Raw genomic sequence first — 24,063 nt, 5'->3', positions numbered from 1 at the left:
TGTCTAAACAACTATTATCGGAAGAAGGGACTGCATTTATGACAACAGAATCCCGCAAGCTGCCCATCGGATTCATGATGGGCGTTACTTACCGGAAGCTGGCGGCATTGTTTCAGCAAAGACTAAGCGCTTATGGCATTACACCGGAGCAATGGTCTGCACTGAACCAAATCAATTGCGCGCAAGGTCTCATCCAACGTGAACTTGCCGAACGGCTGGGGAAGGACAAACCATCGACGACGCGGATTTTGGATCATTTGGAGAAGAAGGGACTTATCTATAAGAAGGCTGGCGATCGGGATCGCCGTTCGTTTCTTGTCTACAGTACAGAGCTCGGACAAGAAGTGATTCGGGTAACGACACCTATTGAAGAGAGTATTACGGCAGAAGTTAAAACATGTATCTCGGATGAAGAGCATGACATGATGATCGAACTGCTGCAGCGCGTTCAGCTGCATGTCGAAGGAAAGCTTGGACACATGGATTGATAGATATGAAATGAAGCGTAATGAAATGGATTGGAGATGAAGCAAAACGTGCAGCATGAGCAAGTACTACAACAAGAACTACAACCGAAAACGCCATTATGGACACGTCCATTTATCGCATTGACATTATGTTTCTTTCTGTTATTTCTAAGTTTGCAAATGCTCCTATCGTCTTTTCCGGCTTATGTAAAAGCGGAATTTCATGCCGGCAACGTTCAGACCAGCCTAGTGACATCCGTCTTCGCGCTGGCGGCGATCGTATCTCGTTTCGCCACGGCCGCACTTATGCAGCGCATTTCGCGGATGAAGCTGCTGCTAGCCGGACTTCTTATCGCAGCGGCAACAACTGCAATCTATTCGCTTGCCGGGTCTTTCGCTACTTTATTGACGCTGCGCATCGGCTACGGTATCGGTTTCGGGATGGCCAGTACCATCCTGCCGACGCTTGTTTCCCGTATCATCCCACTTCGCCGAATGGGAGAGGGCATAGGTTATTTCGGCTTGTCAACGAGTCTGGCCATGTCGATAGGTCCTTCAATTGGACTCAATGTCATGAAACAAGCCGGATTCACGCCATTGACGATGATCGGATTTGTTACATCGTTAGTAATCTTCCCGATCTTGTGGTTGTCCCGCTCGAAACGGGAACAACTAGCTCCATCGGAGCACGCGGAGCCGGCTCAGAAAGCAGCTTTGCCGAAAGTGGAGGTCAAGCCTAAATTCAATCGAAAACTTTTGTTTCCCGCACTGTTAAACGTCTTTCTTGCGATCACGTACAGTGGTCTGCTTAGTTTTCTCGCCTTGTTCGGCGATGATGCGCATATCGAGCAAGTAGGCTTGTTTTTCCTCTTCAATGCCGTTACGATCATTATCGTTCGACCATTCTCGGGCCGGATTTTCGACCGTTTCGGCCATACTTCAGTGCTCATTCCCGCGGGCTTGTTCGTTACGGCGAGCATGGCAGTGCTGGCGAACACCCATTCCATGCCGATGCTGATCGTGTCCGCGCTGCTCTATGGCGTCGGATTCGGTGCCATTCAGCCTACGATTCAAGCCTGGATGCTTCGTTCCTCGAAGCCGGAGCAATATGGCATGGCGAACAGCATGTTCTACAATTCAACCGATTTCGGCGTCGCGTTCGGTTCCATTCTGCTTGGCGCGATCTCGTCGGTAAGCAATTATTCGGTGATGTACGGATACTCGGCAGGCGTCATGGCCGTGTTTGTCGGCCTCGGTGCGCTGCAGCATTTCATGTCAGTAAGACGAGGAAGTAAGAGCAATAGCGTCGCGGTCGGTTCGTGAGCGACCGATCGACCGACCGACCGACTTCCGATAGTAATTAAGTTGAAGGCTGCCACGAGGCAGTCTTTTTTATTGTATCCTCCCGCGACGGCGCAAATTACGGCTAAACAGGTCAATTCCCCGACTCTGAAAATTCTAACGAATCCTAGAGGTCTTATTCCGTTTAAATATCGGGTTTAGAAATTCTAACGAATCGCACAGGTCTTTTTAGGTGTCAAAGTGTCACTTTCCGCACCATTTTCCCACAATAAGACCTCCTCAGTTCGTTAAAATTTATTAACAGCTGATTTCAGGCAAATAAAGCCTCCGCGATTCATTAGCGCAAACAAACGCCGCAGACAAGGCCGTCTCGGACATCGAAATCTCATTCTCTGATCTCAGCCTTGCTTCATATAGCTGTCTCTGCCACTTTTTGCTATGATGGAGCAGAGGTCGACCACATTCACATTGGAGGATCGGACATGTCCCATAACGATACAACGAACAAAATCGCAACGCATATAGGTGATCGTGAGATTGTCATCACCCGACTATTGAACGTTTCGCGCGAGATTGTGTTTGAGGCTTGGACGAAAGAGGAGCTGCTGGCAAAGTGGTGGGGACCTCAAGGGTTTTCGATCACGACGAAGTCGTTTGATCTGCGACCCGGCGGTACATGGGAGTTTATCATGCACGGGCCGGATGGGGTAGATTATCCTAACACCAACAACTTTGTAGAGATCGTTCAACCCGAGCGCTTAGTCATCAAACATGCGGTATTTCCGCATTTTCAGGCGACAGCAACCTTTGAGGATTTGGATGGGCAGACCAAACTCACGTATAGCTCCGTTTTTGAAGAAAGCACCGATACGTTCAATAAGGTGAAAGAATACGCTGTTCCGGGCGGCGAACAGACGATGGATCGTCTCGAAGAGCTACTTGCAAACCAAGCTTAATACTTATCCATAGCGAACAACAAAACCAGCGGCATCCTTCTTCCGCTGGTTTTATTTGGTCATCATTCCGCCATTCACGGCGAAACGGAAAGGTGCGAATGCTTAGCCACACTATAAATAACGCTGCAAGAAGGAGAACAAATACAATCCCGACGATAATCGCGATGATTTTCAACCACCGTTCATTCCTTTCGTACTCAATCGTAAGTCATTTACAATTGATCGACCAGTACTATCTTCCGCTAGTACCCGGAGTGCGTCGTCTTAAGGCAGGGCTGGTATGCTTATTGTTCAGGTTGTATGGTCACTATCTTTCTCTGCGAGAAGAGGCTGCGAATCAAATACAGAATAAATAACAGCGGTATGTACGCATAGATGAAATAAAAACCAAGTTCAACCACATTCCTGCCTAACCATTCAATCTTAACGCGGTCGTTGAACGGAAGAGAGGCGGCGAAGATTGCGATTAGGATCCCATACAGAGACCAGGTGGGTTTAAGATTCGTCACTCTCTTGATAATGCGAGTGCAGCTCCAAACCGAGAGGCACAGCACCGGGATAATCAACATCAGCCAGATGCAGATGAACACAAATTCAACCCGTGCAATAAGCGAAAATTCAATGACTTTAACCATAACCAAAGTTGGCCAATACGTATGCTTTAATAAACCTTGACTGAAATACATGAGGGTTACGAACATCAGAATGACATATTTGATGATACAGATCAATAAACCGAAATGAGCCCATTTCTCGCTTTTCTCGGGATTTTTAATAAACGGGAAATAGAGGAGTATCGTTTCGAATCCCATGAAAATGATCCCTGTATATTTGAAGGACATCACCATCTCTTTCATGGAATGATTAAACATAGGCATTACATTATATAAATGTCCGTATTGGATATTAAAGTATAATAACAGCGGCAGCAGCGAGGAGAAAAAGAATCCAAAGAAGCAATAGCCGGCTATTACGCGAAACCCACCGGAAACGGCATAATAGATCGCGCAGACGAGTATGAGGGCAAGCACCCATGCTTTAAGGTCAGGAAACATCCATATTTGGATGATTTCGATATAGCCGCGATAGACAGTCAGAGCGATCAGGAAGTAGTATCCGACGAGCACAAAGGATAGGGCATTCCCTAGGATTTTGCCAAAAAGGATGCGGTGCAGATCGATAATATCCTTGGCCGGATTACCGAGCATCTTAAATATCATCCTAATGATGATATGTAGGCTTAACCCCATGATCAGCACTGAAATCCAAGCATCATTGCCGGTTGTTTTATAAATGATATGTTGAAAACCTAAGACACCAGCCCCGAGCAAGGAAGCATGGAAGAGGAAGAAGATAAAAAAACCGGAAAGCATGTTGTTTTCCTTCACCAAGTTCTGCACTAATGTCCAACTCCCAACGACAATATGGTCACTTCCGTTTTTACATCAAAATCGAGGTTAGGGTAGTGCTGGGTCATAAAATCGCGCTCATTCCACTTCCGCTCCCGAGAGCGGGCAAGGTTGCCAATTCCAATGGGATCAACGAGATTCTTTTGAAATAGTTCCAGCATGGCTCTCATTTCCGCAGATAAGTTCGATTCGATCTGTTTTTTTAGAGCCAGCATATCGTTGCTGTTCTCAAAAACTTTCATGGCTACCGGATAATCGCCAAGATCAATATTAAGCTTAAGCGAAATGTTCGCTTTGTCGTTAGTTACAGTTAATTTGCGCTTGGAGCTAATGATTTTGAACGTAATTTGCTTGTTTTGATCATTCTTGAAGTTATAGGTACCGGACTGGATGCCGATTTTATCGGTTGTCAGGAGTTTAATAAATAACCCGTTAATGTTGGGCAGCTTGAGTTTTAATTGATCCCCCAGAAAAATACCAACACCATCCACCTGTAAGACACCTTTGGGGCCTTTGACCACAATCGGCAGATAAACATCCTGACCTTCTCCGAAATATTGATCCAGGAAGATATGACCATTGGTGAAAGGCATATTCCCGGTATCCATATTCTGCTTGAGCAGGTTAGACAAGTAGACCGGCGGATATTTTATGGATTCAGCTAAGATTTCATCCGCTTGATTCGTTGTTAACACAAGAGTCGTGCGATTACTGATCAGGGGATCCCTCACAAGCGTATTGGCCAGCTCTGTAATGCCTCTCCCGGCAATTCGTTCACTTATTACGATCGTGCGTAATTGCCCGATTGCTATGGGGTGATCCGATTGCGAAGTGAACGATGTGAGTACCTCATTAAAAGAATGAACCTCTCCTTCAAGCAGAAACAATTTCACTTTCTTCTCGTACGCACAATAAGTGCCGCTTATTCGGTATGCCTCTCCTTGCAAGTCGTAACCGATACTCTCGATTAGCTTAATCCGATCGATAATCTGCTCTTGTGCACATCCGGCAAGTACCAAGCACAAGACAAGGAAAAGGACATATTTTCTCATAGACGCAAGTTCCCTTACTTCGATAGTTATTCGTTATTGTAGTCACTGTGTTTAGGCTTGGGATTACTGACCTTATATCTTTGGCGCTGCAGAGGACGCAAATAGCTTGGCCGGAATTTCGTTAAGCTTAATGAGGATCGAATGAAACTATCCGCGTATTCTCGATATCGGAATGGGAATGCGGGAGTTAGATAGGGAATACCCAATGATTTGAGCCTCAGCAGATGCCCCAGCAGAAGAACCAATCCAATCGCTATACCTAAGCCTCCCCAAGCCGCTGCCAAGAACATGAACGGAAACCGCAGGAAGCGGATCGTGTTCGCCATTTTGAAGATTGGAGTTGCAAATGAAGGGAGGGCGGAGAGAGAAACGATAATGATCAGGATGTTGCTGGTCAATGCGGCTTGCACGGCTGCAGTACCAAGGACAATACCGCCAACGATGCCCAGTGTTTGTCCGACTTTGGTAGGCAGTCTAACCCCGGCTTCACGTAACATATCGACCGTAAACTCTAAGAGCAGCACTTCAATAATCGGCGCAAACGGGACGTTCGTTCTGGATTCGATAATCGGACCCAGCAGGGATTGCGGAATGACGGAATAATGGAAGGTTAACATGGCAACATAGAGGGGAGAGGCAAGGATTGAGAACGCAACTCCCAAATACCTTAAGCACCGAAAGAATGATGCCAGCAGCCACGGCAGATAGTAATCTTCCGGTGAAGCGAAGAAATCAAACACGGTAACCGGTCCGGATATGACATACGGAGACCCGCTGGTTAAGATAGCCACTTGACCATTAAGGAGATTGAATTTGGCCCTGTCGACGCGTTCCGAAGACATAAATAATGGGAATGGCGAGTTGGGGTTATCCGATATGATTTGGTCCAGAATAGAACTATCGAATAATACGTCAACATCAAGACCGCTTATTCGTTGTCTTACTGTATCTAAATGCTGAGGATTGCAGATTCCTTCCACATACACAATCATTACTCTGGATTGGGAGATCGTGCCCAGTATTTTCTCCTCGAAACGTAAGTGCTCCGTAAGAAGCTCTTTACGCAGTAAATTTAGGTTCGTATCGATATCTTCAACAAAGCCGACCTTCGGACCGATGACGCTGTATTCGTTATCCGCCTCGTTATTGCCCCGATACCCTCGTTTTTGATCCGGGATTTGGATTAGTAGACCTTGATTAAGGTCAGATTCCAGTTGGACGAAAATATACCCTTTAATCAAATGTTGGGTAATCTCGTCCACGTTCGAAGAGATCTTGATATTCACGAAGGGAATTATCGTTTGAAGTGTTTGAAGATCGTGAAATGAAGCTTCCGAGACTTGAATTCTGTGCAAAATTTCATGGTGAATGAGTTCTTGGTCGACAATGGATTGCAAATAAGTGAAATGAATTTGTTTATCGCGGATCTCATGCACAGACTGCATAAAATCATCCGATGCGATGGTGTTTTTCAGAAATTGATGTACACTCTCCGGGATACAGCATCGCACCTTTCCACCCAATTCTCCCCTTATTATGAGCCCGGGTATGAAATGCTATTCCCATTGAATGACAACGCGCGTATAAGAAATAAGCCCAAGGCTAAGGCAGCCCTGGGCTTTTATTCGGCATAAACGTCGTAATTCTTCTCAAATAAGTGTTTGACCTGATCCGCCATAAATTGCGTGGTATGCGGCATTTGCTGACGGATCCACCACTCCACGACGCCAATGAAAGCAGAGGCCAGGAATTGCGCCTTCAACTCTTTATCGATTGCGGGCAAATGGTCCGGATGTTCCATTTTATCCATCAAATTGACTGTGATAAAGCGAAGCAAACGGTCGCGGAAGAGGAAGACCCGCCGATTGGAGAACATAGCCTCGAAGAATGGGAAGTGGTCTCGTAAATAATCAAAAACGGGTTTAGGTTCTTGTACCATTCCTTGGCTGGACACACCGGTCTCCCGATTCTTACACAATGAAATCAATTCGTTCATATGATCATCGATGCAGTGGTCCAATAGGTCATATTTGTCGCTGTAATGCAGATAGACTGTACCGCGGTTAACGTTGGCCCGCTCCGCGATCTCATTAATGGTGATTAGTTCGAAGTCCTTCTCCGCAAAAAGCTCCAGAAACGCCTTGGTTATCGATTGCTTGGATCGGAGAATCCGGCGATCTGTTTTCACTGAATTGTTCATTTCAATCATTGCCTCCTCGAGTTAATCAACAATGGCGTAAGTGCTGTTGAATATGAAACAAATGCGCATCAATCAACCATTGAGTAAACGGGGGTACTGTCTATAATAGTAATCAACGGCCGTTAAATATTCAACACATGTTCATTATCGAACATTCTAAAGGAGCAAAGACCAATGGAAAATATACAAAATAAAGTCGTCGTCATAACGGGAGCTTCAAGCGGAATAGGAGAGGCTGCAGCGAAATTATTGGCCCAAAAAGGCGCGAAGGTCGTATTGGCGGCCAGGCGGGAAGATCGTCTCTTCGCTATTGTTAATGACATTAAACAAAGCGGCGGCGAAGCTGTTTCTTTTCGAGCAGACGTTGTGTCTTCCGAAGATATGGAGAATCTAGTCGCCTTTACTTTAAGTCATTACGGCCGAATTGATGTATGGGTGAACAACGCGGGCGTGATGCCAAGTTCCAGGCTCAGTGAGCTAAGAGTAGCTGAATGGGATCAAATGATCGATGTGAACATCAAAGGGGTACTGTACGGCATTGCAGCTGTTTTACCTATAATGCGTGAGCAGCAGGCCGGACATATCATCAGCTTATCTTCCACTTCCGGTTACCAGGTGTCCCCGACATCGGCCGTATATGCGGCAACAAAGTTTGCCGTCAGAGCCATTTCGGAAGGCTTGAGACTGGAAGAGTCAGCGTCTTCGCGAATTCGGTCGACCGTCATCGCTCCGGGTCTGACCAAGACCGAATTATTTGACACGATTACCAGTCCGGAAGTGCAGATGATAGCGAATCAAATAAGCGAAATGGGAATCTCTCCAACCAGCATTGCCAGAGCAATCGCGTTTGCCATTAACGAACCCGACGACACCTTGATCAGCGAAATTATGGTGCGTCCGACAGCTTTGTAAGCAGATGAGTAGTCTGAAGAGATCATTGTCATGGTCTTGGGCTTGGGATCAAGCACTGTCACTTAGCGGTGACAAGTGCTTGGTCCTTTTTGTCTGATCGTATTGCCCCGACATCTAACTTCTGATAAGATGACCTATACATATTAAAATGATTTAATAAGTGTCGGTTAACTTTATAAACGAGAGGCTTGATCTGCCATGACGAAAATGTTTAAGTCACCAAACAAAATAAGAGAACCTTTGATTTATCGCATCCGAGCCGGACTTATCATGATGGGGAGCGCGACGAAAGCGGAGCTCAGTCAGCGATTAGGGATTAGCTTTCCGACCATTAGCAAGTTTCTGGCCCAGATGGAGAGTGACGGAGAGGTCCTCTTCACAGGTAATGATGAATCCGGCGGAGGCAGGCCGGCAAAACGCTATACCTACGATCCGGAATATATGCTGGGGCTCGCTATCTTTATCGAGAAGAATGAGACGAATTATTCGATATTCAATTGTATCGGAGAGATCAAGGAGCAAGGAATACTGCCAAGCGTATTGCAGCAAGATGCGTTGCGGCTGGGGGACTTGATCGAGACGTTGATCGAGAAATATCCTAAGCTTCGCTCCATCGCTATCGGAGTGCCCGGTGCCGTAGACAATCTTGGGAAAATCATCTTCATCCCGCCTTATCAGCAATTTCTTGACTATGATCTCAAGGAAGAATTCGAATCCCGCTTCCAAATCCCGGTCGTCGTCGAGAACGATATGAATGCATCGGTGCTCGGCTATGCGTCGAACTTCGAGATCGAGAACGAATCGCTGGTTTACCTGTATTTCGGTCAATACGGACCGGGCTCAGGCATTATGATCAATGGAGATGTTGTAAGAGGCAGCACATTCTTCTCAGGGGAAATTTCTTTCGTACCCCAATATGATCACCAATCCTTCGTGCAGGCGCTGAAACTCGAAGAGAATAACGGTGGGATCGTCTTGGTTGAAGACAAACAAATTGACGCCATCGCACGGTTGATTGCTACTTTCGCAGCCATTCTGAACCCACGGGCCGTAGTGTTCTGCAATGATGAGGTAGACGAAGCGTTTTTGGCAAAAGTAGCAGTCCGAAGCTCGTCCTATATCCCGCACAAACATTTGCCGACACTCGTAATAAGCGATCGCAATCAGGATTATCTAGCCGGTTTGCAGCAATTGGCGCTTAATGTGATGATTACGGACTGTTGTTAGAAAGAGGTGACATATGGCGTCCATTTTTATACTCATTATCTATTTAGCTTTTATTAGCCTCGGCATTCCGGATTCACTGCTAGGATCCGCATGGCCAGTGATGGGGCCAGATATGGGGGCATCATTCGGCTTCGCAGGGATTTTGTCCATGGTTATCGCCGGAGGAACCATCATATCCAGTCTGTTCAGCGGAAGTTTGGTTCAGCGAATCGGGACAGGGAAAATCACGCTGATCAGCTGCTGCCTCACGGCTGGGGCACTGCTTGGTTTTGCAATGGCGCCTTCGGTGATTTGGCTGATTATACTAGCCATTCCGCTTGGTCTTGGCGCCGGTGCCATTGATGCGGCTCTCAATCATTATGTAGCCGAGAATTATAAGGCTCATCATATGAGCTGGCTGCACTGTTTCTGGGGTGTAGGCGCCACTATCGGACCTGTTTTAATGTCCTATTATATTGCTGAACACGACTCCTGGAGAGATGGTTATACAGCAGTGTCTGTCATACAGTTCTCTCTCGCGATCGTATTGTTCGCTACGCTCTCCCTTTGGAAGCGCGTCGCTGCGATTAGAGCGGCTGATCCTCGGACACATAAGATCCAAGAGGATCAGGACAGCGCGGCGGCTCAAGGAGAAGCGACAAGTTCCAAGGCAAATTTGCTGCAAATGAAAGGTGTTAAACAGACACTTGTTGCTTTCTTGTTTTATTGTGGCGTTGAGGCTACGGTAGGGTTGTGGGGAGCCAGCTATTTGGTAGGGGCTAGGGAGATGACAGCCGAGACCGCTGCGGGTTGGGTCTCTCTGTACTATGGCGGCATCACGTTAGGCAGGCTGATTACCGGTTTTATTACATTGAAGGTCAGCAATAAGGCATTAATCCGATGCGGTCAGATCCTGGCTCTTACCGGTGGAGTCATGCTGCTGCTCCCGGTGTCTCCGCTTTACTTGATCGGACTTATTCTGATAGGACTTGGTCTTGCTCCTATCTATCCCGGATTATTGCACGAAACGCCTGCGCGGTTTGGACGCGAGCATTCCGCTAAGCTGATTGGGCATCAGATGGCCGTCGCGTATACGGGGACTACGCTTCTTCCGCCGCTATTTGGCTTCATCGCTACTCAAACGAGCATCGTCGTACTACCTTATATCGTACTGGCTTTCCTAGCTGTCATGATGATAAGTGCCGAACGAGTAAATAAGCTGCTGAGGCTTAATTCCAATTAAACTAAGTAGTGTTATAAGAGCAGTATGCGTGTAACAGAGGGGGCGCTTCTCTTGATCGATGATGCGAACATTGGCAATTTATCCATTCCTTATGCAACGCGGGCAACTTATCCCGTCAGACCCGGAAATGTTCTTCACCCGCTCATTGACGGAGAACCTTCATTCCGTCGGATTTGCGAGGCTATTGAGCACGCGAAACACAGCGTTTGGGCAACCGTAACGTTCATGTGGGCGTCATGCCGGATGCCGGATGGAAGGGGCACCCCTCTTGACGTCCTTAATCGGGCGGCTGCGCGCGGAATCGATGTGCGTATCCTCTTCTGGCGACCCGATTCCCGAACGGAACATTTGAAGACAAATGCTTTCTGGGGAGCATCCGAGCAAGTTGAGCGATTAAAGGAAGCGGATTCGCGCGTTCTCATCCGTTGGGATCAGGCTGAACCGGGGTTTTGTCAGCATCAGAAGAGTTGGCTCATGGATGCCGGCACCGAGACAGAGACCGCGTTTCTCGGAGGGATCAATCTAAATCCCAACTCTGTAGTCGCACCGGGCCATTGTGGCGTTGCAGGCCAAAACCATGATGTGTATATCGAGCTTGCCGGACCTTCGGCGGTGGACATCCATCATAACTTTGTGCAGCGCTGGAACGAAGCGAGCGAGCGGAATTTGCCGGATGGGCGATGGGGCGAGGGGAGTGCAAATGATCTTCCGTTTCCGACTAAAGTGCCTCGCCGAAGAGGAGATGCGCTCGTTCAAATCCAGCGGACGATTCATAGGGGACGATATGCAAACGGACATGCGGCGCCTCAAGCCGTCGACTATCCGATCGAAGAAGGCGAACGCTCGAATTTCGATCAATATTGCTCGGCAATAGAAGCTGCCCGCAGCTCGATCTATATGGAGAACCAGATTGTTGCCGTGCCGGAGATTATGGACTGCTTGCATCAGGCACTGCTGCGCGGCGTGGAAATTGTAGTCGTCGTTCCGGCGGAAGACGACAAGATTCCGGAACGTTTATCTCATCTGGCTGCGTTCAACCATTTCACATTGGCAGGCATCGCCGGATTAGATGACGACGGTAAACGCAACCCGGTCTGGGTTCACTCCAAATTAATGCTGGTCGACGGAGAATGGGGCACTGTCGGCTCCTGCAACCTGCATCATTATTCACTGTTCGGCAATTGCGAAATGAATGCGGCTTTCTGGGACCGTAAGGCGACTCGCGAGCTGCTGGATGAATTACTTCTTGAACATCTTGATCAAGATGTATCCGGGATGGACGCTCGAGCTGCTTTGCAGCTCTTCGGTGCAATTGCCAGAAGCAATCGACTACGCTATGAGATCGGCGACAGTAACTGGCAGGGTCTCGCGTTCCAGCTCTAACGGTTGCGACAGTGGAGGCATATTTCATCAAATAGCCACGCTGACAACCGATAACGTTTCGTTCATAAAGATTAGATAAGAAAGACAGCGGATTCGCAAGGATCCGCTGTGTTTGTTTTTTGAGTTCATTGGCAGATTAACCCCAGCTTCTTTTTGCTTCATCTCGTGAATAGATTGAAGTATCTGAAATGGGAGGACCAATGATTATGATACTCACTGCGGTAACAACGAAGCTGGTATCGGTACCTTTCAATACCCCCATTCGAGTTTCGACTTTTGTCATTGCGAAAAGAACTGCAATCATAGTTGAAATTGAAACCGACGAAGGGATTACCGGCATGGGTTATTTGCCTATCCTGGGTCAAGGCGGCGAAACAATCAGAACTTGCATGGATCGAGACATTGCCGATTTGCTGATCGGCGAGAACCCGCTATATCGGAAAAAGTATTCGCGATACGGATTTCGCAAGCTGATCGATAGGAAAGCCGGAGACATAGGGATGATCAACCTAAGAGCAGGCGGGATTACGGAATCAGTTCGCATCGCCAATATGGCAAGTGCCAATCGGCTCCCAGTCACGCCGCATCTGGCATGGGAACTTCAAATTCAGATCTTTGCCGCTATTCCCAACGGTGTTTACATCGAGTACATGAATTGGTATGACGACTTGTTCGAAGATGTCCCGCTAATCAAGGATGGTCTCGTTAACGTTTGGGATCGCCCCGGACATGGGCTGAAATTTCGCGATGAGATTTTAAAGAAATACGCTGTCTTGTAGATTGGGGGCTCTTATGTACATAGAGGTGTCAGCAATTATATATGCCCTTTTAATCGGAGGAGTCATTCTCTTTCAATTTGCCCTAGCTGCAGGCATGCCTTGGGGCAGTATGGCAATGGGAGGAAAGTTCCCTGGGAAATTACCACCTGCACTTCGTATCGCCGCTTTATTTCAGATCGTCCTTCTCGCGTTTCTGGCTGCGATTGTTTGGAGTAAATCAGGCTTAATACTTGCTAATTGGCATTCATTTCTAGAGTCGGGGATTTGGTTCGTCGTGATTTTCTCGATGATTGCAGCCGTATTAAACCTTATTACCAGGAGCAAGTGGGAAAGAAGAATTTGGGCTCCGGTATCGTTGCTGCTGCTTGTAACGAGCATGATCGTGGCTATTGGATAATAGGAAAGCAGGTGAACAATGACCGTTAACCTGGAAATTGCCACAATGGTTTCGGCAATCATGTGGCCGATCGTGACATTGGTCATTCTGTTGATTTTCCGTAAGCATATGCCGGATCTGATTAAGGGCATGTTCAAGAATGTGAAAAAGATTGATTTTGCCGGAATCTCGATTGAACGTTTCGAAGCCGAATCCTATACGCCTAAGTGGTCTGTGAATCAATTAGATTTAAGTGATCAATTGGCAGAGGATATGGGGACTTATACCAGCTCTGTGAATAGTATGAGCGATCAGTTGTTCTCGAAAGGCAATTCGGATTATACGATCATCAACCTGGGGGATGGGCGCAAATGGCTGACATCGCGTCTATTCATCATGTCCATCATTTTCGCTCGGCAAAAAGGGATTCGTTCAATCGTGTTCGTGGAAGCAGATCAAACGAATCAACAGCGATTTGCTGGATGGACGACACCTGCCTCCATACGTTGGGCACTCGCCAAAAAATATCCTTGGCTTGAAGATGCCTATGCCGACGCTTATGCTGCCGTTATCAAGGAGGCTGATGAATCCGTCTCTTCGAATGTAGGGGAGTTAGGAAGCGGGGAACCGTTTGTCTTGCTTCTTCGTAAGTTTCTGCATCTCATTCAGAAAGCCGGAAAGACGCCGGGACTTAAATCGAATCCGGAATGGGTAGATATCAAATCCCTGCAAAACACCTTTGAGCATGCGCACTGGATCGATGGCGTAATGCTTGAGGAGCTCCTGGGAGATGATCTGCATGTGAGCCTGCTGCAGTCCAATAATGTGAAGAAATTGAAGCTCGACAACGCTAATTTCCAGACCATCCTGGAATCGCCGGGGGAGTACATCGCCATTACCTCCATTAACGGGCGCTTCCAAGGATTACTCAATCGGACTAAGCTGCTCGAGCAGGCTGTGCAGCAGTTCATCCAGCATACAAACTGAAAAAAAACAGACATGTATGCAGCCGGTAATAGGGATCGGCTGTTTTTTTGTTGGAGCCATGTAAGAATGAATTGGCCGAAATGGCAGGATTGTCTAATCGGCCTGATGAATACTTAAGGTATGATGGTGAAAGGTGGGAATGATTTCCAGTCAATTTTACTGTCAAATCGTAACAAGAAGCCGCCGAGTCGGCACTGGAGGATCTTATGAACATTTCAGGTATTTTATCGGATTGGAAAGTGGAACGAATCGAATTCGCCAAGTTAACGGGAGAACGGGCCAGAAGCGCGGGGGCAAATGGAAGAATCGGCATTCATGGCAAAACATGCGCAGTGGATATCGCAAGAATTACGATCGATGGACAAACAGGCTATGGCAGTTCCATTCATATCACACCGGAATGGGCTGAAGCCATCATAGGTCGCCGATTAGCGGACTTATTCGACGATCGGGGCAGACTGAAGGAAGAATATCGTTTGCAATTGGAATTTCCCATTCTGGATTGGCTGGGGCGGCGAGTTGGAAAACCTGTGTACGACTTGGTAGCAGGTCCACACTTCGAGAGTGGAGTTCCGCTGATTGTCCCTTGTTACGATACCTCGCTATACTTCGATGATTTGCATTTGTCCGATGAGAAATCCGCCGTTGCATTGATGCAAGACCAAGCGCAGCAAGGATTTGACAAAGGTCATCGTCATTTCAAAATTAAAGTCGGCCGGGGCGGACGCCATATGCCGCTCTGGGAAGGAACGAAGCGCGATATCGCGATCGTGCAAGGCATCTCGGAGGTTGCAGGTCCTTCGGGCAAGATTATGATCGATGCGAATAACGCCTACAATTTGAACTTGACCAAAGAGGTCTTGGCGGCGTTGACGGATGTGAACCTATATTGGTTGGAAGAAGCGTTTCATGAAGATGACGCCTTGTATGCGGATCTAAAGGACTGGCTCTTGAAACGCGGACAACATGTCCTTATTGCGGATGGGGAAGGACTGGCCTCGCCTCATCTGGTTGACTGGGCAATTCGCGGCAGAGTCGATGTGCTTCAATACGACATTATCTGGCCCGGCTTCACGCATTGGATGGAATTAGGCGAGAAGTTGGATGCGCATGATTTGCGGTCTGCGCCGCATTGTTACGGCAATGCCTACGGGATTTACGTTTCCGGTCATTTATCGGCTGCGGTGCGTAATTTCGAATTTGTGGAATACGACGACATTGCAATCGAAGGAATGGACGTATCCGGGTATCGCATCGAAAACGGAGAGCTTCATATCCCTGCTGCTTCGGGTTTTGGAATTGACTTCGACGATGAACTTGTGTCCAATCTTGTCAAGCGTTCCGGTTGGTCCAAGTAAACCGCGATCTACACAGAAGGAGTAACCACACATGAAACGAAGAATCATCTTGGATTTAGCCGTTACTTTGGATGGATTTATTGAAGGGAAGAATGGGGAAGTTGATTGGTGCATGATGGACCCTGAGATGGGGTTTACCGATTTCCTAAATCAAATCGATACGATCTTGTATGGCAGAAAAAGCTATGATTTATGGGGACAATATACGCCTACGGTGGAATCTAGCGAGACTGATAAAGAAATGTGGGAGCTCGTTCACAGCAAGTTGAAATATGTGTTTTCTAAGACGCTTACCGGTACAGATCGCAATGCCACCTATATAAACAGCAATATTCTTGATGAAGTCAACCATATAAAGAATCAGCCCGGTAAAGACATCTGGCTATATGGCGGGGCCAATCTAATTAAGACATTTATCCATTTAGGCCTGGTTGATGAATTCCGATTATCGGTTCACCCTGTTTTGCTGGGAGAAGGAACTCCGATGTTTAATGACATTAAACAAAGGTTGAATCTAAAATTGAAGCATACGAGGCCGTTCTCGTCCGGCGTTGTACAATTGATCTATCAGTTGGCAGAGTAGGCAGCTGTACCCGAAGCATTTGATCCCCTCCAAACACCCAATCCAATGCCTCCTACGGGACATAACATACAAAGTACGTTAAACCCCAGGAGGTGCAGTTCATTGTCCGGTGTAGGTGGAGCTTTTACTAGTGCGGGAGTTATTTTGGTACTCTTTATCTTGTTAGTTATTGTATTCTGTGGTTGTATGGGAAGCGGCTTAGGTGGATATGGTGGCGGTCCTTCGTACCCAGTTGTTGGAGGAGTAAACAAAGGGTATTAATAGATAGTTGCATATCGTTGAAAAAGGCGTCCAAGTCACTATCGGTGACTGTAGGACGCCTTTTTTGCTATCTTCATAAACTGCATTGTCGAGTAAAGAGCGGTCAACCCGACACTTCGCATAAAAACCTACGCATACGTTGAGAATACCGGGTGGATCATGCACGAAATGTGTATAAGGACTAAGTTGACTCGCAACCGCGGGTCTTTTTTAGTTTTAACAAGGTATCTTGCCATTTAGGACATATGTCCTTTTCAGAATCGGCCGCACGGCGTTAAATAAGGAGAGCATGTGTTGGTTGAGGAGGAAGGGAAGGAATGAAAGGGATCATATTTGCTGTATTAGGCGGCGTATTTATAACCTTGCAAAGTACGGCCAATGCGGCAATCGGGGATTTGATTGGATCCTGGCAGGCCGCGGCTCTAACGCAAGGAACAGGGTTTGCAGCGGCTATGCTCATCGTATGGATAACCGGAGACCGATCGTGGAGGAGGCTGAACCAAGTGAAGCTGCATTATCGTTTCGGCGGAGCGCTTGCGGCTTTTATTATTTTCAGCTCCATTACGGCATTTCACCGCAATGGCGCTGCCGTCACCGTCTCGGCGATGTTAATCTCTCAAATCTTAGCGACGCTCGGAATGGAGAAAGCCGGCTGGTTCGGGGATCGCGTGCTGCGTCTGCGAGCACCGCAATGGATCGGAATTATGCTCATGATTACAGGCATCTTATGTTTATCCTTCTAGGCGGCTAGACTGGCGAATAGGAAGGGGTTGCGGGAATGAAGGAAATGGATGCTCATCAAATCGAAAACTACCTCGCGCAATATGCGCTTGACCCGGTTTTCCCGAATGCGCTGAGGCAGCATTTGGTGTTGTACCGATTCGAACCGGATGAGGCCCTTTGTAAACAAGGGGAGGTACCGGAGCATATTTTCTTTCTCATGCATGGAAAAGTAAAAGTCTATACCACGTCAACGGAAGGCAATACCCTGCTGCTTGGTTTTACTACGCCTCTTGATGTACTTGGAGAAATTGAATGTCTGAGCGGCAAGAACATTCTCAATACCGTAACGGCTGTAACGACCGTGGATGCGATCGGCTTTCATAAACGCTGGCTTCCGCTTTACCGGGAAGAAGTTCCGTTCCTGCAGTTCATGCTGAAAATGATCTCGGAGAAATTTTATAGCAAATCGGAAGCACTGAGCTTTAATTTGTTGTATCCGGTTGAAATCCGTCTTGCCAGTTACTTGCTCTCGGTGACGACACCCTTAGACGCAAAAGTCAGTACGGCGAATTTGAAAGATATGGCGAACCTAATCGGAACCAGTTATCGGCATTTGAATCGGGTGATTCTGAATTTCTGCCGTTTACAGCTGCTGGAACGGAGCCGCGGCAAGCTTGTGATTAAGGACCGACCGGGGCTGGAAGCGGCTGCCGGACGAAATATATACGAGAATGGCGACCGGAGGGAAACATAATGTTTATCGGCATTTTATTAGCTCTGCTGGCAGGCATGCTAGTCAGCGTGCAAACGTTGTTCAATAACAAAGTGAGTGCATCCGTTCATTCACAAACAACTACGGCTCTGGTGCTGGGGATGGGATTTATCGCATCGGTTGGCATGGGGTTGGCGGTTGAAGGCGCAGAATTTCTGAACTGGCAGGTTATGCCGCTCTGGTTCTGGTTCAGCGGGTTAATCGGAATCGGCGTTGTCACCAGCGTAGTTAAAAGCGTTAACTTAATCGGCCCAAGTGCAGCAACGGCGATTGTTATGGCATCCCAGATGGTATGCGCGGTATGGTGGGACTCAGCGGGATGGTTCGGTTTAGAGCAAGTACCTTTCAGCTGGCAAAAAGCAATTGGCATTACAGCACTGATCGCAGGCCTTATATTATTCAAATACAAGCCAAAAGCAAAATCAGCGGTGTTCGATAACACGAATGGGTATCCGGTCGTTCGAAATACGTGATCCTTTTGCCCATTCTTTGGTGGTTTTTTCCATGCATCGTTTCTCTTCCTTTTAGAGATAGTGTTAATTAGGAGGAAGAAGACATGCTTAAAGATAAAAGAACGTATCGATTGCTCCTGCTTGGTATCGCCTTATTTGTGTTGGTTTGCGACCCCAAGCAGGCAATTGCACGCACAGGAGGAGAACAAGCTTCTGTCCAGCTAGTCGTCAAAGCATCGCCGCATGCGGCGATGGTATCTACAATGTTAATGGATACCGAGAAGTGGGTTGGCGCGGTTACAGATGGCAGAACGCAACAAACCGCTTATGTCCCCGTAACGGATACATATTTAATGATTGATAAAAAAAGCTACAGCATCGACCAGTCCTACGCGTTGTACGATGAGGAGAATTCGAGGACGATTCAGCTTCGAGGAGATATGAAACAAACGCTTCAAGACTATGTTGCGCAACTGAAATCGAAGCATTACGGTCAATTGCTGGCCTGGCCTGAAGCCAAGCAAATCATCACGATGAAATCGATATTCACCGTTGTCGATTTGGAAACCGGCCGGAGATTTGAGGTACAGCGAAGAGCCGGAAGTACGCATGCAGACGTTCAGCCGTTGACGAAACATGACACGGAAATCATGAAGCAGATTTACCAAGGGAAATGGAGCTGGAGAAGAAGAGCCATTCTGGTTTTGAAAGACGACCAAGAGATCGCCGCTTCCATGCACGGCATGCCGCATGGGGGCGATGGAATTCCGGACAACGACTTTAACGGACATTTTTGCATTCATTTTCTGGGGAGCAGCACGCACAAGACCGGGACCATTGATCCGGATCACCAGACGATGGTGCACAAGGCGGCCGGCAAGCTTCAGCAATACGTGCAGCAGACTGCCCCCAGCGACGTTGTGGAGTTGTTCTTTATCGCAATCAATCAGCGTGATCCTGAAATTATGACCACGTTATTCCCGCATCGCAACCATGAGCAGTTGGAGCGCTTGCGGCAGATGGCGGCCGGCATTATTGCCATCCGCAGAGAGTCCGATTACGCGACAATCGATACTTCCGATTTGCTCGCAATCGATCTACCGGTCCGAGCGGTCATTTACCAGGATGGATTTCGTAAAACCGAGAATAAGTTCGTCTTTCAACTACGAAGAAGCACCGTATGGCAAGGTTGGAAAATCGATTATGTGGAGAACGCCTTATGAAGTGGCTCTTAATGACAAGTATATTGTGGATGCTCCAGCAGGGCGGAAGCACCGAGCATTTATCCGTGTCGCTTCGGGGGCAGACGCCCGTGGTCATTTACCGCGATGATTTTGCATCGCCCGGTTTTACCATGGTGGATTTGGACAAACTGGACGGGCTTATTAAGACGTTGGATCGGCAAAGCTATGAAGCTCCTCGCAACGCAATCATTAATGATCGAGGCGGCATTACGCCGGAACAGAACGGGTATCGACTTGATCAGAAGCTGTTTACCGAGAAGTTTTATGGGTTCTTCTACGGCACAGGCACAAGCGCATTCGATGCACCGCTTGCCCCCGTCTATCCGCGGGTTGACCGCGAACTGCTGGCGAACATTAAGGAAAAGCCGATCGGCCAATATGCGACCTATTACAACAGCCGCAACAAAAACCGTTCGCATAACATCGGATTGGCGGCCAAAGCGATTAACAACACGGTCATTTTCCCGGGCGAGACATTCTCGTTCAACAAAATTGTCGGCAGGCGTACGAGAGAAAAGGGGTACCGAGAAGCACCGATCATTGTTAGAGGTGAATTATCCGAAGGAATCGGCGGGGGAATTTGCCAGGTTTCCTCTACACTGTTTAATGCAACAGACCGTGCCGGACTGCACATCGTCCAGCGTTATTCACACAGCCGAAACGTACCGTATGTGAGGCCGGGGCGCGATGCGACGGTGAGCTGGGACGGGCCGGATTTTACTTTCCAGAACCGCTATAACCAGCCGATCCTTATCCGTGCCCATGCAGTCCCGGGTAAATTGTTTGTGGCCATCTATTCCTCCGACGTCATCGAATATAAACCGCGCAGCGTGCCCGGCATGTCATTTGGGCAGCTGCCGGAGGAAATCTCCGCCTCTGCGGAAGAGAAGGAAAGAATCGATCCGTTTATCGATTGGAATCGATAATGTAAGCAAAAAAACCGGACTACTCCATGAGGGTAGTCCGGTTTTCTGTTTAGGGGCAATGTAGAGACCCAGGACGATCATGTTTTCTTATGGCTCAGTCTGCGTAACAGCTTCTATGCTGGGCCGGCGTAGTTTGCGCGCTGCATGATTATAGCCATTAGGATGGAAATGAACCATGTCAGCCAAGCGACAATGTCGCTGCTGAGTCAATGACGACGGTCTAGCCATCCTTAAATGGCAAATGATGCGGTGTCCATTCATGAATGGGGGGAGATACCGTCCTATAAATGAAGAGATGAATAAATGAATAAATGAGGAAGTTCTTAACAATATTATAGGTTGAAAGTAAGAACGACTTCAGGAGGGTAAGCAAATCAATAACGAACATTCAATGGGCTTGCTGGCCCAAAAGGTTGTGCTGATCACAGGCACCGGAGGCGGCATGGGACGCGTCGCTTCATTGGTTTTTGCGCGAGAAGGAGCCAAAGTGGTCGGATGCGATATCCAGACAGATGCCAATAACGAGACGGTAGAGATGGTACGTCGGGCCGGCGGCGAGATGACGGGTATCGCGCCGATCGATCTCACAGACCCCGAACAAGTGAAGCAGCTGGTCGAGGGTACCGTTGCTGCCTATGGCGGCCTCGACGTGGTATACAACAACGCGGCCATGCAGCGTTTCGGCCCTATGCCTGATTTCTCGATCGAAGACTGGCGGACGACCGTAACCGGTGAGCTTGACATCCCCTTCTTCGTATCCAAATTCGCATGGCCGCACTTGGTGCAGCGGGGTGGCGGCGTCATCATTAATGTCGGGTCCGTGGCCGGCATGATCGCGGGTGAAACGCCTCCGATGGTGGCGCATTGTGCTGCGAAAGCCGGCGTTATCGGATTGACACGGCAGCTTGCGCTCGAAGGAGCGAAGCATGGAATCCGAGCGGTAACCATTAGCTCCGGACCAGTCTTGACCCCAGCCAGTGACCGCGATCTTGGTGACAATCAAGCAGCTCGCGACGCGATAACGAGCAAAACGCTGCTGAAGCGCTTCGGTCAACCCGAGGAAATCGTGGAACTCGCGGCATTCCTTGCGTCAGACCGTGCGGCTTACATAACAGGCGCCAATTATGCGGTCGACGGCGGCGCGTCCGCTTGGTGATCTGGCTTACAGTCACCTATCCTATTAGTCAAAACCATGAGGGCTACCAGTCGGTAGCTCTTTTTCATTCCAAAGGTTGATCACCCTGAATATCTCAGTTGTTGTAATATAAAGAAAACGGTCATGAAGAAGGAGAGTTAAAATGAAGCCTCAATTGATGCCTTCGACTATCATGGCGGCAGTCGCAAGAGATGTAGGCGATTTATCCTATTGGGAGCCTGTGGCAGAAGGAGAGGAGTCACAAGCATTCGCGATTCGCTTCGGTGGCGGTGAATACATTCTTCGGGTGAATCGTTCTGCCGATGGCTTTCGCAAAGATGAGTACTGTTACCGTCATTTCGCATCAGCGGACCTGCCGATCCCGGAAATCGTGTCAATCGGCTCCATTGATAACGAAAATGCGTATTGCATCTCGGAGCGCTCGCCTGGCCTTACATTGCAGGACATGAATCGTTCTGACGTGTCATCTGTGGCGGTGCCCGTCATGAAGGTATTAGAAACAATGGCGAGTGAAGATGTCGCCGGAATCGAGGGATTTGGTCCATTCAACGAGTGTGGCATAGGGCGGTTCGGGGAATGGCGCGACTTTCTCATGAGTATTACGGATACTCGTTGCTATGACTGGGAGGCATTACAGTCCATGCTTGGTGAACGACAGATCGATGCCTATATTCAGGTTCTTAGCGCATTGGCTGCACAATGCCCTGAGATGCGACGACTCGTCCATGGCGATTTTGGATCGAACAACGTTCTTTCGCATGGCGGTCAAATCACGGGGGTCATTGATTGGAGCGAAGCGATGATCGGCGATCCGCTCTACGATATAGCCAACATCTTCTTCTGGCGTACTTGGCTCGAATGCATGGAAGTACAAGCGCAGTATATCGAGAATAATCATCGGGACATTATGCGGCAGTCCGAGATTCTGCGCTGTTATCAACTTCGAATTGGGCTCGATGTTATTTATTCCAGTGCTATGGATAGGGATGAAGTGGTTTTCGAGTGGGCGATGGAACGATGTGACGAGATTGTACGTTTAAGCTAGATTATTGGCACATGAGCATTCGGAATGTCGGATGACCGTTGAAGCTCCCCATAAAGCAATCAGGCCGTACAACCTGAAGCATGATGGGGAGCTTTTTCGCGTCCTCCGCCCAAGAATCATAGACACAGACTATCAAAACAATAGATGAGACCGCATTGATCTATGAAGCAGCAGCACGTTATAGTGGGTTCAAAGTGATTCATAACCGATGTGACTATGCGGAATAGTAAGTACGAATATGGAGAAAGAAGGCCGATCCCATGGAGTTAAGGCAGTTGGAATACTTTATCCGTACATGCGAAGAATTACATTTTACCAAAGCTTCCGTCAAGCTGGGAATCACCCAGCCTTCCTTAAGCCATCAAATTAAAGCGCTTGAAGACGAGATAGGCGTTCCGTTATTCGACCGAATCGGCAAGAAAATTGCGATTACCGATGCCGGGATGATTTTGTATAAGCAGAGCAAGCTGGTATTTGGCAACTTAGCCAACGCCAAGGAACAAATTCAAGAGCTGCAGCAAATTGAGCGCGGCACATTATCCATTGGAGCGCTACCGGGCGAGCTAAATCAATTGGTCTCGAACTTATTGCTTGATTTCCATCGCGAATATCCGAAAGTCCGACTCAAAATCTTCGGTGTCGAAGATGTCGTAAACCGCGTCTTGTCCAACGAATTGGATTTGGCCATTACCATACTGCCGGTCGAGGATGATCGCGTGCATGCGATTCCCCTTTACTGCGAGAATTTTTATTTTGTTGCAACAGCGGAGCATCCTTATGCAGGACGTAAAGCCATTGATTTTGACGAAATTCTCAATGTGCCGATCGTGATGTTCCCGGAAACCCATCGATGCCGCCAGTTAGTCGATATGACATGCAATATTGCTGGTTTGAAACTGAATCCCTTGATCGAAACGACAACCATTGAATCATTATTCGGACTTGTTCGGTCAGGAGCCGGAGGTACGGTTTTATCGAAAACGCTGCTCGAAATGTACAACTATGATGATTTACTCCATATTCCGGTACAGAAGCCAACCTTATGCAGAGAGGTCGGGATTGTGTATCTCCGGGATAAATACATGGGGAAAGCTGCGCGTGGATTTATTGATCTGTTGACCGAGCATATAAAGAAATTAAAGCAAGATAAGCTGATGGATACCTGTGATAGTGAAGAATATTCATAGGCGGTAACTATCATTATCATAGAAACAACGATATTGATCTATCATTATGATTCTCATACAATGAGGCAACAGGATAGTTAGTCG

General features: G+C 47.9%; 24 protein-coding genes. 20 read left to right on the top strand and 4 right to left on the bottom strand.

Annotated features, from left to right (window positions below):
- Positions 1 to 38 precede the first annotated feature (38 nt).
- The 3 genes from I8J30_RS10605 to I8J30_RS10595 all read left to right on the top strand — a co-directional run bounded on the left by I8J30_RS10605 (position 39) and on the right by I8J30_RS10595 (position 2,725).
- Positions 39 to 488 (top strand): MarR family winged helix-turn-helix transcriptional regulator, encoded by a 450-nt coding sequence (locus I8J30_RS10605; protein ID WP_210658021.1) that lies wholly within the window; start codon positions 39 to 41, stop codon positions 486 to 488.
- Between the two features lie 48 nt (positions 489 to 536).
- On the top strand, positions 537 to 1,790 hold the full coding sequence (locus tag I8J30_RS10600; protein ID WP_338044849.1) for an MFS transporter: 1,254 nt from the start codon (positions 537 to 539) through the stop codon (positions 1,788 to 1,790).
- Positions 1,791 to 2,251: 461 nt separating this feature from the next.
- The gene (locus tag I8J30_RS10595) at positions 2,252 to 2,725 is read left to right on the top strand and encodes an SRPBCC family protein (RefSeq protein WP_210658018.1); all 474 of its coding nucleotides are present in this window, start codon (positions 2,252 to 2,254) and stop codon (positions 2,723 to 2,725) included.
- A 284-nt stretch (positions 2,726 to 3,009) separates the two neighbouring features.
- On the opposite strand, the gene I8J30_RS10590 is transcribed toward I8J30_RS10595, so the two are convergent.
- The 4 genes from I8J30_RS10590 to I8J30_RS10575 form a co-directional block, all read right to left on the bottom strand.
- Complete coding sequence (locus I8J30_RS10590) at positions 3,010 to 4,125, bottom strand: GerAB/ArcD/ProY family transporter (protein ID WP_210658016.1); 1,116 nt, start codon at positions 4,123 to 4,125, stop codon at positions 3,010 to 3,012.
- The gene (locus I8J30_RS10585; RefSeq protein ID WP_210658014.1) at positions 4,125 to 5,186 is read right to left on the bottom strand and encodes a Ger(x)C family spore germination protein; all 1,062 of its coding nucleotides are present in this window, start codon (positions 5,184 to 5,186) and stop codon (positions 4,125 to 4,127) included. Before I8J30_RS10585 ends, I8J30_RS10590 begins: the two co-directional genes overlap by 1 nt.
- A 26-nt stretch (positions 5,187 to 5,212) precedes the next feature.
- Complete coding sequence (locus tag I8J30_RS10580; protein ID WP_338044848.1) at positions 5,213 to 6,697, bottom strand: spore germination protein; 1,485 nt, start codon at positions 6,695 to 6,697, stop codon at positions 5,213 to 5,215.
- Between the two features lie 110 nt (positions 6,698 to 6,807).
- A complete protein-coding gene (locus I8J30_RS10575) occupies positions 6,808 to 7,386 on the bottom strand; it encodes a TetR/AcrR family transcriptional regulator (RefSeq protein WP_210658012.1) in 579 nt (192 codons plus the stop codon).
- 174 nt (positions 7,387 to 7,560) lie between these two features.
- Here I8J30_RS10575 and I8J30_RS10570 point away from each other — a divergent pair, with 174 nt between their 5' ends.
- The 17 genes from I8J30_RS10570 to I8J30_RS10490 all read left to right on the top strand — a co-directional run bounded on the left by I8J30_RS10570 (position 7,561) and on the right by I8J30_RS10490 (position 23,979).
- Positions 7,561 to 8,298: an SDR family oxidoreductase gene (locus I8J30_RS10570; protein WP_210658010.1), complete on the top strand. Its 738-nt coding sequence runs from the start codon at positions 7,561 to 7,563 to the stop codon at positions 8,296 to 8,298.
- Positions 8,299 to 8,496: 198 nt separating this feature from the next.
- Complete coding sequence (locus tag I8J30_RS10565) at positions 8,497 to 9,525, top strand: ROK family transcriptional regulator (protein ID WP_210658008.1); 1,029 nt, start codon at positions 8,497 to 8,499, stop codon at positions 9,523 to 9,525.
- Between the two features lie 13 nt (positions 9,526 to 9,538).
- Entirely contained in the window at positions 9,539 to 10,747 is a 1,209-nt protein-coding gene (locus I8J30_RS10560; RefSeq protein ID WP_210658006.1) for an MFS transporter, read from the top strand.
- Between the two features lie 51 nt (positions 10,748 to 10,798).
- Positions 10,799 to 12,130 (top strand): phospholipase D-like domain-containing protein, encoded by a 1,332-nt coding sequence (locus I8J30_RS10555; protein WP_210658004.1) that lies wholly within the window; start codon positions 10,799 to 10,801, stop codon positions 12,128 to 12,130.
- Positions 12,131 to 12,330: 200 nt separating this feature from the next.
- Positions 12,331 to 12,909 (top strand): enolase C-terminal domain-like protein, encoded by a 579-nt coding sequence (locus tag I8J30_RS10550; RefSeq protein WP_210658002.1) that lies wholly within the window; start codon positions 12,331 to 12,333, stop codon positions 12,907 to 12,909.
- A gap of 13 nt (positions 12,910 to 12,922) precedes the next feature.
- A complete protein-coding gene (locus I8J30_RS10545) occupies positions 12,923 to 13,306 on the top strand; it encodes a hypothetical protein (RefSeq protein ID WP_210658000.1) in 384 nt (127 codons plus the stop codon).
- A gap of 18 nt (positions 13,307 to 13,324) precedes the next feature.
- Positions 13,325 to 14,272 (top strand): hypothetical protein, encoded by a 948-nt coding sequence (locus I8J30_RS10540; protein WP_210657999.1) that lies wholly within the window; start codon positions 13,325 to 13,327, stop codon positions 14,270 to 14,272.
- Between the two features lie 206 nt (positions 14,273 to 14,478).
- The gene (locus I8J30_RS10535; RefSeq protein WP_210657997.1) at positions 14,479 to 15,630 is read left to right on the top strand and encodes an enolase C-terminal domain-like protein; all 1,152 of its coding nucleotides are present in this window, start codon (positions 14,479 to 14,481) and stop codon (positions 15,628 to 15,630) included.
- 31 nt (positions 15,631 to 15,661) lie between these two features.
- Entirely contained in the window at positions 15,662 to 16,213 is a 552-nt protein-coding gene (locus I8J30_RS10530; RefSeq protein WP_210657995.1) for a dihydrofolate reductase family protein, read from the top strand.
- Positions 16,214 to 16,791: 578 nt separating this feature from the next.
- A complete protein-coding gene (locus I8J30_RS10525; RefSeq protein WP_210657993.1) occupies positions 16,792 to 17,217 on the top strand; it encodes a DMT family transporter in 426 nt (141 codons plus the stop codon).
- Between the two features lie 35 nt (positions 17,218 to 17,252).
- Entirely contained in the window at positions 17,253 to 17,951 is a 699-nt protein-coding gene (locus tag I8J30_RS10520) for a Crp/Fnr family transcriptional regulator (RefSeq protein ID WP_210657991.1), read from the top strand.
- On the top strand, positions 17,951 to 18,442 hold the full coding sequence (locus I8J30_RS10515; protein WP_210657989.1) for a DMT family transporter: 492 nt from the start codon (positions 17,951 to 17,953) through the stop codon (positions 18,440 to 18,442). The genes I8J30_RS10520 and I8J30_RS10515 overlap by 1 nt, the downstream gene beginning before the upstream one ends.
- Positions 18,443 to 18,525: 83 nt before the next feature.
- Entirely contained in the window at positions 18,526 to 19,644 is a 1,119-nt protein-coding gene (locus I8J30_RS10510) for a hypothetical protein (RefSeq protein WP_210657987.1), read from the top strand.
- A complete protein-coding gene (locus tag I8J30_RS10505; RefSeq protein WP_210657985.1) occupies positions 19,641 to 20,591 on the top strand; it encodes a VanW family protein in 951 nt (316 codons plus the stop codon). The genes I8J30_RS10510 and I8J30_RS10505 overlap by 4 nt, the downstream gene beginning before the upstream one ends.
- Positions 20,592 to 21,006: 415 nt before the next feature.
- Positions 21,007 to 21,747 (top strand): SDR family NAD(P)-dependent oxidoreductase, encoded by a 741-nt coding sequence (locus tag I8J30_RS10500; RefSeq protein ID WP_210657984.1) that lies wholly within the window; start codon positions 21,007 to 21,009, stop codon positions 21,745 to 21,747.
- A 142-nt stretch (positions 21,748 to 21,889) separates the two neighbouring features.
- Positions 21,890 to 22,792: an aminoglycoside phosphotransferase family protein gene (locus tag I8J30_RS10495; protein ID WP_210657982.1), complete on the top strand. Its 903-nt coding sequence runs from the start codon at positions 21,890 to 21,892 to the stop codon at positions 22,790 to 22,792.
- 260 nt (positions 22,793 to 23,052) lie between these two features.
- On the top strand, positions 23,053 to 23,979 hold the full coding sequence (locus I8J30_RS10490; RefSeq protein WP_210657980.1) for a LysR family transcriptional regulator: 927 nt from the start codon (positions 23,053 to 23,055) through the stop codon (positions 23,977 to 23,979).
- Positions 23,980 to 24,063 lie beyond the last annotated feature (84 nt).

The organism is Paenibacillus lignilyticus, from assembly GCF_017942085.1.
Taxonomy (GTDB): domain Bacteria; phylum Bacillota; class Bacilli; order Paenibacillales; family Paenibacillaceae; genus Paenibacillus_Z; species Paenibacillus_Z lignilyticus.
Note: the sequence above shows the minus strand (reverse complement) of the source record. Positions and strands in the feature narration are given on the sequence as shown.

What these genes read in the sequence shown, in the direction of transcription:
- I8J30_RS10605 (WP_210658021.1), top strand. Translation starts at nt 39, where the DNA reads ATGACAACAGAATCCCGCAAGCTGCCCATCGGATTCATGATGGGCGTT.
- I8J30_RS10595 (WP_210658018.1), top strand. Translation starts at nt 2,252, where the DNA reads ATGTCCCATAACGATACAACGAACAAAATCGCAACGCATATAGGTGAT.
- I8J30_RS10585 (WP_210658014.1), bottom strand. Translation starts at nt 5,186, where the DNA reads ATGAGAAAATATGTCCTTTTCCTTGTCTTGTGCTTGGTACTTGCCGGA.
- I8J30_RS10575 (WP_210658012.1), bottom strand. Translation starts at nt 7,386, where the DNA reads ATGAACAATTCAGTGAAAACAGATCGCCGGATTCTCCGATCCAAGCAA.
- I8J30_RS10570 (WP_210658010.1), top strand. Translation starts at nt 7,561, where the DNA reads ATGGAAAATATACAAAATAAAGTCGTCGTCATAACGGGAGCTTCAAGC.
- I8J30_RS10565 (WP_210658008.1), top strand. Translation starts at nt 8,497, where the DNA reads ATGACGAAAATGTTTAAGTCACCAAACAAAATAAGAGAACCTTTGATT.
- I8J30_RS10560 (WP_210658006.1), top strand. Translation starts at nt 9,539, where the DNA reads ATGGCGTCCATTTTTATACTCATTATCTATTTAGCTTTTATTAGCCTC.
- I8J30_RS10550 (WP_210658002.1), top strand. Translation starts at nt 12,331, where the DNA reads ATGATTATGATACTCACTGCGGTAACAACGAAGCTGGTATCGGTACCT.
- I8J30_RS10545 (WP_210658000.1), top strand. Translation starts at nt 12,923, where the DNA reads ATGTACATAGAGGTGTCAGCAATTATATATGCCCTTTTAATCGGAGGA.
- I8J30_RS10540 (WP_210657999.1), top strand. Translation starts at nt 13,325, where the DNA reads ATGACCGTTAACCTGGAAATTGCCACAATGGTTTCGGCAATCATGTGG.
- I8J30_RS10535 (WP_210657997.1), top strand. Translation starts at nt 14,479, where the DNA reads ATGAACATTTCAGGTATTTTATCGGATTGGAAAGTGGAACGAATCGAA.
- I8J30_RS10530 (WP_210657995.1), top strand. Translation starts at nt 15,662, where the DNA reads ATGAAACGAAGAATCATCTTGGATTTAGCCGTTACTTTGGATGGATTT.
- I8J30_RS10525 (WP_210657993.1), top strand. Translation starts at nt 16,792, where the DNA reads ATGAAAGGGATCATATTTGCTGTATTAGGCGGCGTATTTATAACCTTG.
- I8J30_RS10520 (WP_210657991.1), top strand. Translation starts at nt 17,253, where the DNA reads ATGAAGGAAATGGATGCTCATCAAATCGAAAACTACCTCGCGCAATAT.
- I8J30_RS10515 (WP_210657989.1), top strand. Translation starts at nt 17,951, where the DNA reads ATGTTTATCGGCATTTTATTAGCTCTGCTGGCAGGCATGCTAGTCAGC.
- I8J30_RS10510 (WP_210657987.1), top strand. Translation starts at nt 18,526, where the DNA reads ATGCTTAAAGATAAAAGAACGTATCGATTGCTCCTGCTTGGTATCGCC.
- I8J30_RS10505 (WP_210657985.1), top strand. Translation starts at nt 19,641, where the DNA reads ATGAAGTGGCTCTTAATGACAAGTATATTGTGGATGCTCCAGCAGGGC.
- I8J30_RS10495 (WP_210657982.1), top strand. Translation starts at nt 21,890, where the DNA reads ATGAAGCCTCAATTGATGCCTTCGACTATCATGGCGGCAGTCGCAAGA.
- I8J30_RS10490 (WP_210657980.1), top strand. Translation starts at nt 23,053, where the DNA reads ATGGAGTTAAGGCAGTTGGAATACTTTATCCGTACATGCGAAGAATTA.